This window comes from Streptomyces sp. NPDC107498 (assembly GCF_055582805.1).
Map to the genome: position 1 here is coordinate 55624 of NZ_JBVJPE010000005.1, position 11890 is coordinate 67513.

10 protein-coding genes are annotated in these 11890 nt (G+C 74.2%); 3 read left to right on the plus strand and 7 right to left on the minus strand.

Annotation, left to right across the window (positions count from 1 at the left end):
- Window positions 1–174: 174 nt before the first annotated feature.
- The 3 genes from ACZ66Z_RS10660 to ACZ66Z_RS10670 form a co-directional block, all read right to left on the minus strand.
- Window positions 175–1164, minus strand: a complete 990-nt coding sequence (locus ACZ66Z_RS10660; RefSeq protein ID WP_469933619.1) for a malate dehydrogenase — start codon at window positions 1162–1164, stop codon at window positions 175–177.
- Between the two features lie 338 nt (window positions 1165–1502).
- Window positions 1503–2036, minus strand: a complete 534-nt coding sequence (locus tag ACZ66Z_RS10665) for a DUF3017 domain-containing protein (RefSeq protein WP_469933620.1) — start codon at window positions 2034–2036, stop codon at window positions 1503–1505.
- Between the two features lie 22 nt (window positions 2037–2058).
- Window positions 2059–2919: a bifunctional methylenetetrahydrofolate dehydrogenase/methenyltetrahydrofolate cyclohydrolase gene (locus tag ACZ66Z_RS10670; RefSeq protein ID WP_469933621.1), complete on the minus strand. Its 861-nt coding sequence runs from the start codon at window positions 2917–2919 to the stop codon at window positions 2059–2061.
- A gap of 250 nt (window positions 2920–3169) precedes the next feature.
- Here ACZ66Z_RS10670 and ACZ66Z_RS10675 point away from each other — a divergent pair, with 250 nt between their 5' ends.
- Window positions 3170–3751 (plus strand): hypothetical protein, encoded by a 582-nt coding sequence (locus tag ACZ66Z_RS10675; RefSeq protein WP_469933622.1) that lies wholly within the window; start codon window positions 3170–3172, stop codon window positions 3749–3751.
- Between the two features lie 66 nt (window positions 3752–3817).
- Here ACZ66Z_RS10675 and ACZ66Z_RS10680 read toward each other — a convergent pair whose 3' ends face one another.
- The 3 genes from ACZ66Z_RS10680 to purN form a co-directional block, all read right to left on the minus strand.
- Window positions 3818–5251 carry a DUF2079 domain-containing protein gene (locus ACZ66Z_RS10680; RefSeq protein ID WP_469933623.1) on the minus strand — a complete coding sequence of 478 codons (1434 nt, stop codon included), beginning with the start codon at window positions 5249–5251 and terminating at the stop codon, window positions 3818–3820.
- Between the two features lie 145 nt (window positions 5252–5396).
- Window positions 5397–6962, minus strand: coding sequence for a bifunctional phosphoribosylaminoimidazolecarboxamide formyltransferase/IMP cyclohydrolase (gene purH, locus ACZ66Z_RS10685; RefSeq protein WP_469933624.1), 1566 nt, complete (start codon window positions 6960–6962; stop codon window positions 5397–5399).
- Window positions 6937–7566, minus strand: coding sequence for a phosphoribosylglycinamide formyltransferase (gene purN, locus ACZ66Z_RS10690; protein WP_469933625.1), 630 nt, complete (start codon window positions 7564–7566; stop codon window positions 6937–6939). Before purN ends, purH begins: the two co-directional genes overlap by 26 nt.
- A gap of 220 nt (window positions 7567–7786) precedes the next feature.
- On the opposite strand from purN, the gene ACZ66Z_RS10695 reads away from it, so the two are divergent.
- Window positions 7787–8539, plus strand: a complete 753-nt coding sequence (locus ACZ66Z_RS10695; RefSeq protein WP_469933626.1) for a hypothetical protein — start codon at window positions 7787–7789, stop codon at window positions 8537–8539.
- A gap of 10 nt (window positions 8540–8549) precedes the next feature.
- On the opposite strand, the gene ACZ66Z_RS10700 is transcribed toward ACZ66Z_RS10695, so the two are convergent.
- Entirely contained in the window at window positions 8550–10253 is a 1704-nt protein-coding gene (locus tag ACZ66Z_RS10700) for a cell division protein PerM (protein WP_469933627.1), read from the minus strand.
- Between the two features lie 119 nt (window positions 10254–10372).
- Here ACZ66Z_RS10700 and ACZ66Z_RS10705 point away from each other — a divergent pair, with 119 nt between their 5' ends.
- A complete protein-coding gene (locus tag ACZ66Z_RS10705) occupies window positions 10373–11797 on the plus strand; it encodes a sigma factor-like helix-turn-helix DNA-binding protein (RefSeq protein WP_469933628.1) in 1425 nt (474 codons plus the stop codon).
- The last annotated feature ends 93 nt before the right edge of the window (window positions 11798–11890 follow it).

The following is an 11890-nucleotide window of genomic DNA, read 5'->3' on the forward strand; positions in this document are numbered from 1 at the left end:
CGCCCGTGTTTCCGGCCCGGTCGGCCGGGAACCGAGGGGACAGCATAGGGGAGGCGGGAGTTCCGTGTCGGCCCGAAAAACGGCGCCCCCGGGCCGTACGGTCGGTCGTACGGCCCGGGGGCGCCGGGTGTGCGGAGCTGCGGTCGGCTTCGGACGGGACCGAGCCGGCCGGGCTCAGATCAGGCCGAGCTCGCGGACCGCGTCGCGCTCCTCGGAGAGCTCCTTGACGGAGGCGTCGATGCGGGCGCGGGAGAAGTCGTTGATCTCCAGGCCCTGGACGATCTCGTACGTGCCGCCCTTGCAGGTGACGGGGAAGGAGGAGATGAGGCCCTCCGGTACGCCGTAGGAGCCGTCGGACGGGACGCCCATGGAGGTCCAGTCGCCCTCGGCGGTGCCGTTGACCCAGGTGTGGACGTGGTCGATGGCGGCGTTGGCGGCGGAGGCCGCGGAGGACGCGCCGCGGGCGTCGATGATCGCGGCGCCGCGCTTGGCGACGGTCGGGATGAAGGTGTCGGCCAGCCACGCCTCGTCGTTGACGGCCTCGGCGGCGTTCTTGCCGGCGATCTCCGCGTGGAAGACGTCCGGGTACTGGGTCGCGGAGTGGTTGCCCCAGATGGTGAGGCGCTTGATGTCCGTGACCGAGGAGCCGGTCTTCTGGGCCAGCTGCGTCAGCGCGCGGTTGTGGTCCAGGCGGGTCATCGCGGTGAAGCGCTCGGCCGGGACGCCCTTGGCGGCGGACTGGGCGATCAGGGCGTTGGTGTTGGCCGGGTTGCCGACGACGAGGACCTTGACGTCGTCCGCGGCGTGGGCGGCGATGGCCTCGCCCTGCGGCTTGAAGATGCCGCCGTTGGCGGCGAGCAGGTCACCGCGCTCCATGCCCGGGCCGCGCGGGCGGGCGCCGACGAGCAGGCCGATGTTGGCGCCCTCGAAGCCCTTGTTCGGGTCGTCGAAGATGTCGATGCCCTTGAGCAGCGGGAAGGCGCAGTCGTCGAGCTCCATGGCGGTGCCCTCGGCGGCCTTCACGCCCTGCGGGATCTCGAGGAGGCGCAGCTTGACCGGCACGTCCGCGCCGAGCAGGTGGCCGGAGGCGATGCGGAAGAGCAGCGCGTAGCCGATCTGGCCGGCCGCGCCGGTCACGGTGACATTCACGGGAGTGCGGGTCATGGCGATCTCCGTAAGACAGCTGGCGGTGGGGGTCCCTGCCCCTGGTGCGGGATAGCTCTCTTGATCGATCGGTGTCTCGACATGAAGAGATATCCAGCGGTCAGGCTATCCGACCCGGGCCCTCGCGAATCCCCGACCCCTTGTGGTCCGGCTCACTGCCACCCGTCCGGGGACCGCCGCCCGCCCCGACGCCGGGCCGAGGTAGCGGAATGGTCACTTCCGTGCCACAGCGCCCCGACGGAGCTTGAACAGCCTTGGTGCGTACATGACTCTTGATCGTGCCGGCGCCCGCCCTCCCACGGGGGAGAGGGCGGGCGCCGTGCCCACGAGCCGGACGGTTACGTCACCGTGAGGTGGAGTACGTCCTCCAGGAACGGGATCCGCAGCCACGGCCCCGGCTGCACCATGAGCGCGAGCAGCACGATCAGACCGCCCATCACCCCGTACGTGATCATGTCCGTGAAGCGGGAGCGGACGGCCAGCATGCCGACGGACGGCAGCGCCCGCCGCAGCGCCGCTCCCGTGAGGAGCGCCGCGCCGACCAGGACCGCCCCGATCCGGAAGGACTGCGGGAACGGATCCGTCCCCACCACGAGCAGGCCGAGCCCCGCGAGCACGAGGACGGTGAGCAGCGGCCACTGGCGCGCGGGCGCCGGCGCGTCGCGGGGTGCGGCCCGGCCGCCGCCCTCGGGGCGCGCGGTGTCGGTGGTGAGCCGCTGCCGCGGACCGCGCTTCACCCCGCCCTCCGCCGCACCGTCCGCGGTGTCCGAGCCGCCCGCGGCGTCCGAGCCGTCCGTACCGTCGAGGGCATCCGCGCCGGTGACGACGTCCGTGTCGGCCACGGTGTCCGCGCCGTCCGGGTTTCCGGGCACACCCGGGGTCCCGGAGGTCACCTCAGAGCGCCGCGGCCGCGCGCTCGGCGGCCTCGACGACGTTGACCAGGAGCTGCGCACGGGTCATCGGGCCCACGCCGCCGGGGTTCGGGGAGATCCAGGCGGCCACCTCGGCGACGCCCGGGTCCACGTCGCCGACGATCTTGCCCTCGTCGTTGCGGGAGACGCCGACGTCGAGGACGGCCGCGCCCGGCTTCACGTCCTCCGGCTTGACGAGGTGCGGCACGCCGGCCGCCGCGACGATGATGTCGGCGTTGCGCAGGTGCGCCGAGAGGTCCCGGGTGCCGGTGTGGCACTGGGTCACGGTCGCGTTCTCGGAGCGGCGGGTCAGGATGAGCGGCATCGGACGCCCGATGGTGACACCGCGGCCGACCACCACGACCTCGGCGCCGTTGATCTCCACGCCGTGGGCACGGAGCAGGGTGACGATGCCGTTCGGCGTGCAGGGCAGCGGCGCGGGCTCGTTGAGGACGAGCCGGCCGAGGTTGGTCGGGTGCAGGCCGTCCGCGTCCTTGGACGGGTCCATCAGCTCCAGGATGCGGTTCTCGTCGATGCCCTTGGGCAGCGGCAGCTGGACGATGTAACCGGTGCAGGCCGGGTCCTCGTTGAGCTCCCGCACGACCGCCTCGATCTCCTCCTGGGTGGCGGTGCCCGGCAGGGTGCGCTGGATGGAGGCGAGGCCGACCTCCGCGCAGTCGCGGTGCTTTCCGGCGACGTACTTCTGGCTGGCCGGGTCGTCGCCGACCAGGACCGTGCCGAGGCCGGGCGTGACGCCCTTCTCCTTGAGGGCCGCCACACGGACGGTCAGATCGGACTTGATCGCGGCTGCGGTGGCCTTGCCATCGAGAATCTGGGCGCTCATGGAGACATCCTCCCGGATGACCCCCGCCTTGTTCCAATTCGCCCGCGAGGAGAGATCGGTGATGCGGAGCGGGAGGTTGCACTTGCACAACTCCGCTGCGTATCGACTGGACAAGCGGTCGGCGTAGCGACGACGATGCTCCGCGTAGTACCGCGGAAAGTGCCGGGGGGAAATCCGCTCAAATGCCGTGAAAGTCCTCCGCGCGGGCCGCGTCGTCCCCGCACAGAGAAATTCACGGAGGAACCCCGCGATGAGCTTCGGCGATCCGAACAACCCCTACGGCCAGCAGCAGGGCCAGGGACAGCAGCCGGGCTACGGCTACCCGCAGCAGACCCCGCAGGGCGTGCCGCAGCAGGGCTACGGCTACCCGGCGGCCCCGCCGTACGGCGGCGGCTACCCGGGCGCGGCCATGGAGATGCCGGGCAGCGTCAAGGGCGCGCGCGTGATGCTGTGGATCATGAGCGCGTTCAACGTGATCGGCGGCATCGCGGCGATCGCCGTGTCCTTCGCCTTCGACGGCGATCTCGAGAACTCGTACGGCACGTCCGCCGACACCGAGGCCTTCGCGGACCTGGGCCAGGGCATCATGATCGGCGCCGGCATCATCTCGCTGATCTTCGCGGTCCTCGGCATGGTGCTCGCCGCCAAGTTCAAGTCCGGCGGCAACGGCGTCCGGATCGGCGCGATCGTCTGGGCCTCGTTCGCGGTGCTGTTCAGCCTCTTCTCGCTGCCGCTCGGCATCGTGAGCCTCGCCCTCGGCGTCCTGATCATCGTCTTCGTGGCGAAGTCGGACGGCTCTGCCTGGTTCAACCGGAACAGGCAGCAGTACTGAGCCTGACCCGTGCGTGAGGGGCGGGACCCGTACGGGTCCCGCCCCTCACGCACGTCACCGCGGCCGTCAGCGCCGCTTCAGGACCGCGAAGCCGTCCGAGCGGTGGGTGATCTCGTACCGCGCCTCCGGGTGCAGTTGCGAAGCCAGTTGCGCCGGATCCGACACCTGCTGCCCCCAGCCGCGCAGGTCGAAGGCGAGGTAGTCCGGGGTGGCGCCCTTGGCCGTGCCCACCCAGTAGACCCGGTGCTCCGCCGTGAGGTGCGCGAGGAGCGGGACGTCCGCCTCGACGCTCGCCCCCTCCGGCACGGCGTCGACCGCCGCCCGCGCCTCCAGGGTCCGGCTGTCCGTCCGGTACGTCTCCGGCTTCAGCAGCTCCCGCAGCGGCAGGTTCGCGGCGAGGACGAGCGCGACCGCCGTCGCGACCGGGATCACGACCTTGCCGTACGAGACGAGCCAGGCGCGCGGCGAGGTGCCGGCCGAACGGACGCCGTCCACGAGGGCCAGGAAGACGATCGGCATGAGGACCGCGCTGTAGTGCCAGTGCATGCCCCAGTGGTTGGCGTCCTGGGAGAGGAAGCGCCAGCCCAGGGTCGGCAGGACGAGCAGGACCAGCGGGGAGCGCAGGGCCAGGAAGCCGGTGACGGCGAGCAGGTAGAACACCATCTCCCAGCGCTCGCCCGAGACGAGGGCGTCGCCGATGACCTGCCCGAAGGAGGTGTCGGCGCCCTGGCCGGTCTTCTCGATCTTGGCCCAGTAGTCGTACTGGCCGAGCCGGCTCGCCGCCGGGATCAGGACGAGCACCGTCAGCGCGAAGGCCGCCGCGCCGAAGCCGGCCAGGGCCGCGCCGAGCCGCCGCTGACCCTTCAGGAAGAGGACCGCGCCGACCATGGCGACGGTGAGGCCCATGTCCTCCTTGACGAGGACGAGCGGGGCGGACCAGGCGGCGGCCGCGGTCCAGCGCCCGAAGAGGAGGGCCCGGCAGACCAGGGCGAGCAGCGGGACGGCGAAGGCGATCTCGTGGAAGTCGGACCTGACGGCCTCCTGGAGCCCCCAGGAGAGGCCGTAGGCGACGGTCAGCCCGATGCCGGCGGCCCGGCTGCCGAGGATCTGCTGCGCGGTGCGGCCGACGACGACGGCGGAGGCGGCGAAGAGCGCGGCCTGCCCGAAGAGCAGGGAGACCGGCGAGGGCCAGATCCGGTAGAGCGGCGCGAGCAGGGCGGTGACGGGGCTGAAGTGGTCGCCGAGTATCTGGAAGCCGGGTCCCTTGATGTCGACGACGGGGGCCCGGAACTCGGCGTACGCCCGGACGGACTGCCCGAAGATCCCGAGGTCCCAGGAGGGCGTGCGGAAGTGCGCGTACTGCACCCAGGAGTAGAGGAAGTACAGGCCGCAGAGGACGCCGGCGAGGATCAGGTACGGACGGAGCGGCGCCGGGGCCGGGCCGTCGGACGGTTCCGTGTCGGTGGTCTCCGCCGGGGGCCTGTTCAGTACGTCCAACACCACGTCCCCCACTACCGGCGGCCGACAAAAGAGCAACCCATTAGACCAGATTCCACCCGTTCGGAGGATCTGCCGCGGGCCCGGGAACGGGAGCGGCCCGTCGGCACCCGTGAGGTGCCGACGGGCCGCTCCGCGGTGGTCACCGTCAGTGGAAGAAGTGGCGCGTGCCCGTGAAGTACATCGTCACGCCCGCCTTCTCCGCCGCCTCGACGACGAGCTCGTCGCGCACCGAGCCGCCCGGCTGCACGACCGCCTTCACGCCGGCCGCGGTGAGGATCTCCAGACCGTCGGGGAAGGGGAAGAAGGCGTCGGAGGCGGCGTACGAGCCGCGCGCCCGCTCCTCGCCCGCCCGCTCGACGGCCAGCTTCGCGGAGTCCACCCGGTTGACCTGGCCCATGCCGACGCCGACCGAGGCGCCGTCCTTGGCGAGCAGGATCGCGTTGGACTTGACCGCGCGGCACGCCTTCCAGGCGAAGGCCAGCTCGGCGAGCTCCTCGGCGGAGAGCGCCTCGCCGGTCGCGAGGGTCCAGTGCGCCGGGTCGTCGCCCTCGGCCTGGAGGCGGTCGGTGACCTGGAGGAGGGCACCGCCGTCGATCGGCTTGACCTCGACCGGGCCGGCCGGGGCGCCCTCGGCCCTCAGGACGCGGATGTTCTTCTTCTTGGCGAGGATCTCGACCGCGCCGTCCTCGTAGCCGGGGGCCACGATGACCTCGGTGAAGATCTCGGCGACCTGCGCGGCCATCTCGACGGAGACCGGGCGGTTGACGGCGATGACGCCGCCGAACGCGGAGAGCGGGTCGCAGGCGTGCGCCTTGCGGTGGGCCTCGGCGACGTCCGCGCCGACCGCGATGCCGCACGGGTTGGCGTGCTTGATGATCGCGACGCAGGGCTCGACGTGGTCGTACGCGGCCCGGCGCGCGGCGTCGGTGTCCGTGAAGTTGTTGTACGACATCTCCTTGCCGTGCAGCTGCTCGGCCTCGGCGAGGCCGCCCGTGCCGTCGACGTAGAGCGCGGCGCCCTGGTGGGGGTTCTCGCCGTACCGCAGGACGTTCTTGCGCGCGTACGTGGCGCCCAGGAAGTCGGGGAAGCCGGAGTCGTCGGCCGCCGCGTAGTCGTCGGCGAACCAGGAGGCCACGGCCACGTCGTACGCGGCGGTGTGCTGGAAGGCCTCGGCGGCGAGCCGCTTGCGGGCGGTCAGGTCGAAGCCGCCGGCCCGGGCGGCGGCGAGCACGTCGGCGTACCGGTCGGGGCTGGTGACGATCGCGACCGACGGGTGGTTCTTGGCCGCGGCGCGGACCATCGACGGGCCGCCGATGTCGATCTGCTCGACGCACTCGTCCGGGGTGGCGCCGGAGGCGACGGTCTCGCGGAACGGGTACAGGTTCACGACGACGAGGTCGAAGGGCTCCACGCCGAGCTCGGCGAGCTGCGCGCGGTGCGACTCCAGGCGCAGGTCGGCGAGGATGCCCGCGTGCACGCGCGGGTGCAGCGTCTTGACGCGCCCGTCGAGGCACTCGGGGAAGCCGGTCAGCTCCTCGACCTTGGTGACCGGGACCCCGGCGGCGGCGATCCTCCCGGCGGTGGAGCCGGTGGAGACGAGCTCGACACCGGCCTCGTGCAGACCGCGGGCCAGCTCCTCGAGCCCCGTCTTGTCGTAGACGCTGACCAGCGCGCGGCGGATGGGCTTAACGGTGTCCGTGTTCACCGACATGAACCTTTCGTCCCTCAATGCGGTAGCCGTGCCGGGCGAGGCGCCCCACGACGTCGACGAGCAGCGAGCGCTCGACTTCCTTGATGCGCTCGTGCAGAGCGGCTTCATCGTCCTCGTCCCGCACCTCGACCACGCCCTGGGCGATGATCGGGCCGGTGTCGACACCGTCGTCGACGAAGTGGACGGTGCATCCGGTGACCTTCGCGCCGTAGGCGAGGGCGTCGCGCACCCCGTGGGCACCGGGAAAACTGGGCAGCAGCGCCGGGTGGGTGTTGACGAGCCGGCCACCGAAGCGGGCGAGGAACTCCTTGCCGACGATCTTCATGAAACCGGCCGAGACGACGAGGTCCGGTTCGTGCTCGGCGGTGGCCTCGGTCAGCGCGCGGTCCCACTCCTCGCGGGTCGCGTGGTCCTTCACCCTGCACACGAAGGTCGGCAGCCCGGCCCGCTCGGCCCGCTCCAGACCCACGATGTTCTCGCGGTCGGCGCCGACGGCGACGATCTCGGCGCCGTAGCCCTCGGGGTCGGCGGCGATGGCGTCGAGGAGGGCCTGCAGATTGGTACCGGACCCGGAGACCAGGACGACGAGGCGGGCGGCAGCCACAGGGGTCACTCTTTCCGTGGTGTTTGTGCGGTCGTACGAACGAATCGTGCCCCTCGATACGGGGAACCCTACGAATGGCTCGACCGTCAGCAACGATACCGGCACACCGGACGGCCCCCACGGGACGGGGGCGGACCAGGGCGGTAGCGTCAGGGTCCGACGCCAGCAGGGGCCGTGGGTGCGGCCGCGGTCACGACGACAGAGGGAAGACGTTCAGCAGATGCCGGAACGCCAGTCCACGGACGACAACAACCCGTTCGCGCCGCCGCCCGAGGGCAGGCCGGATCAGCCGTGGCAGCCGCGGCGACCGGAGGGCCCGGACGACGACGCGTCCGGTTCCCCGGACTCGTCGGGGCCGTCCGACGGCCGCTGGAGCCCGCGCCAACCGGGCCCTTCGCAGGACGGCTTCGGCCGGGGGCCGGAGCGGCAGGGAGGCGGCCAGGGCGGGCCGGAGGGCGGCCCCGGACAGGGCGGGCCCGGACGCGGCCCGGGGATCCGCTGGGACCCGACGGACCCGGCCCAGCGGAGGGCGCGGTACGCGATCCTCTCGGGCATGTGGGGCTTCTTCTTCGCCATCTTCGAGATCCCGGAGCTGGCGCTGCTGCTCGGCGCCCTCGGTCTCTACTGGGCGATCAGCTCGCTGCGCGCCAAGCCGAAGGCGGCCGCGGAACTGTCGCCGACGTCACAGCCCCCGTCGGCACAGCCCCCGTCGGCGCAGCCCTCCCCGGGACGTCCCTCGGGGCAGGGCGCGTCCGCCGCGACCGCGCCGCTCCGCTCGATGCGGACGGCGGCGATCAGCGGTCTCGTCGCGGCGAGCCTGGCGCTGATGATCGTGGCGGTGGGCTTCACCATGCAGCTCGTCTACCGCGACTTCTACGAGTGCCGCGACGACGCGCTGACCCACGCGGGCCAGCTGGCCTGCAACGACCTCCTGCCGAAGCCGCTGCGCGCGGGCTTCGGAGTGCGGGAGTAGCCGGCCGGCGTCAGTCGGCGGCGGACGGCGGGGAGGGCTCCCAGGCCGCCGGGAGGCAGCCGTAGGACTCGTCACCGGGGTCGTCGCCGAAGGGATCGGCGTACGGGACGGTGGACGGAGCCGTGTACGGACCGGTGTACGGGCCGGGGCGCGCGTCGGCGGGCGGGGCGGCGGGCGGTGCCGCGGGCCCCTCGGCCCCCGGGGCGGCGGGCGCGCCGCCCCGGGGGCCCGGCTCCGTCCCGAGCCCGGCGCCCCCGTCCGCCCTGTCGCCCCCGTCCGCCCCGTCCTCCCCCTGGGCGTCGGGTCCGGTCGGTGCCTGCGCCTGGGGTCCGGGGGCCTCCGCCCGGGCCTCCACGGGACCGGCCGCCGCGACGGACGCGGCCACCGGCGTCGGCGGCGACGTGGGCATCGGCGGAGGGGCGGGCATCGGCGGGGACGCGGGCGACGGCGGGAACACGAACGACGGCGCGGGCACGAACGACGGCGCGGGCACGGGCGCGGCCGAGGCCCGGGACTTCCTGGAGCGCGGCACCCGGCGGCCCCAGGCCCGTACCCCGAGTGCCACCGGGACCCCCGCGCAGGCTCCCCACAGCATCGCCGCCGCGCCCGTCTGCCACCACACGGGGCCGAACGCCGAGAGCCGGCCGGTGCCGAGCGGGCCGCCCGCCGCGGCCGCCAGGAAGGCGACGGCCGCCCCGCACCCGCCGGCCGCGCCGAGCGCCGTCAGGGCCGCGTCCCGGGCCGACCAGGTCCGGGCGGCCCGGCCCGCGTGGTGGCCCTGGAGCAGCGCGGCGGCCAGCGGGACCGCGGCGGTCGCCCAGCGGACCCAGGTGCCGTGCCCCTCCGCGGGCAGCGCCGCCAGGAGCGGGAAGGGCGGCACGGCCGGGTCGCCGCTGAGGCCCAGGGGGGTCGCGAGCGCCCCCGTACCGAGGACGAGGCCGGGTCCGAGGCCGTACGCGGCTCCCCAGACGGCCGCGTTCGGCAGCAGCGCCAGGGCGAGCAGCAGGACCGTCACCCGACCGGACCACTCCCCCGCGAGGCCTTCGAACGAGGCCTGCGCCGGGCCCGCGTGCCAGACGAGCGAGACCGCCGCGGCCACCGCGCCGCCGCCGAGCAGCGTCAGCGTTCCGAGCCCGGCGGCGCGCAGGGCGGCGGCCGCCTGCCGCTGCCCGGGCAGCGGGCGACCGAGCGCCGTCCAGACGCCCGCGCCCGCCGCGCCGGTGACGACGACGGGCAGCCAGAGACCGGCCGTGACGAGGTCGGCGGGCAGCGGGCCGCTCTCGCTGTAGACCACGACGGCAGCCGCCACCAGCAGGTATCCCCCGGCGACGGCGGCGACGGCGCCGCCCGGCGCGGGTCGCGGCCGGGTCCCGTCGCCCCCCGGATCGAGGGTGTCGCGGGCGGTCCGGTGCACGAGCCAGACGGGCAGGGCGGTGAGCAGCAGCGGGGCGAGGCCGAGGGGGGCGGGCAGGCCGGACAGGGTGTCCGTGCGGACCAGGTCCACGCCGTGGGCGAGCAGCCAGAGCCCGGCGGCGACGTGCAGGGCGCCGACGGGACCGCTGTCGGGGTACGGGGAGCCGATCCAGGCCGCGATCACCAGGACCGCGAGGACGCCCAGGCCGAGTCCGGCGGCGACTCCGCCCCGGACGCAGGCGGTGGCGAGCGCGGCGGAACGGCCGCCCTGGACCAGGGGGTGCTCGGTCACGTGGGTCACGGGGCCATGCTGCCAACGACACGCGCTTTCGCCGCGTAACAGGCAAACATCCGTTGTGTCGCTCAATATACGTTTATGTACTTTTCCGCCCAGAGCAGCTCTGCGGGAGGTCGAGACCGATGAGCCGGAGCACCGCGGATTCCGCATCCTCCGCCCCCCTGCCGACCCCGAAGGAGCGGCGCAGGTTGCGTGAGGCCCTCGCCCTGAGCGAGGAGCAGGTCGCCGAGGCCATGGGCGTCACGAAGGCCACGGTGCGGTCGTGGGAGACCGGGCGCTCGGCGCCCCGGGGCCGCAAGCGCGAGGCGTACGCGAAGCTGCTCGGCACCCCCGAGCCGGAGCGCCCGCTCCCGACCGGGCCCCGGCCCACGGGCCTCACCCGCTCCGAGGCGGAGCCCCGGGCCCGGGCGGCCCGGGAGACCGGATCGCAGACACGGGCGGAGGCGCCGGACGAGACCCGCGCGGCCCGGCCGCAGGTGCAGGCGCACTCCCAGCCTCAGCAGCAGCAACAGTCGCAGCCGCCCTCGCCGTCGCAGTCGTCGGCTCCGGGCAGCGTGCGGCCCCGGGCCGCCGTCAAGCGGGCCGCCAAGCCGCCGCGGGCCCCGTCCCCCGCGCCGGCCATCGCGCCGGGCCCCGCCCGCAAGGCCCCCTCGAAGCCGTCGGAGCGGCTGAAACCGGTGGCGACGGCGGAGGCGCCCGCGGAACCGGACGCTCCTGCGGAACCGGACGCCCCCGCGGGGCCGTCGTCCCTCACCCCCGAGGAGGCCTTCGACGCGCTGTACGCGTACGCCGCGCCCGGTCTCGTCCACCAGACGTACCTGCTCACCGGCCGTCGCCGGCTCTCCCGGGAGGCCGTCGAGCGCGCCTTCCACCACGCCTGGCAGTGCTGGCCCGAGGTCGCCGTGGACGCGGACCCGGTGGGCTGGGTGCGGGCGGCGGCGTACGAGTACGCCCTCTCCCCCTGGCACCGGTTCCGGCGCGCCCACCGGCACCCCGACGCCCCGCCGGCCGAGGCGAGCCGTCGGGCGCTGCTCGGCGCGCTCCTCGAACTGCCGCCGCCGTACCGCCGTACCGTCCTGCTCTACGACGGGCTCGGCCTGGACCTGCCGGAGACGGCGGCCGAGACGGAGGCGAGCACGCCCGCCGCCGCCAACCGGCTGCTGCACGCCCGGACGGTCCTCGGCGAGCGGGTCCCCGAGCTCACCGAGCCGGAGGTCCTGCACCGGCGTCTGAGCGCGCTGGTCGCGGAGGCGCCGACGGTGACGCTGCCGCCCGCCCGCGCGGTCCGGGCGGGCAGCGAGCGCCGGATCCGCGGCTGGACGCGGGCGGTGCTCGGGGCGACGGCGGTCCTCGTCGCGGTGACCGGGTTCACGGTGGTGACCGCGCCGACCCGCTACATCCCGGTGAACGTCCCCGGCGAGGCCGTCGAAGGCGTGCCCGTGCGCGGCGGCCCGCAGAAGCTCCGCCCGGAGGACCTGGAGCTCCGCGACAAGCTGCGCTCCGAGCCCAACCCGGGCCCGGAGCGACTGGTCCCGGCGGTCAGCTAGGGCCCGTCCGGGCCGGTCCCCGGCCGACGGACACGAAGCGGGCCCCGCCCCTCCCGGTCTCCCGGGAGGGGCGGGGCCCGCTCGCGTACTGCC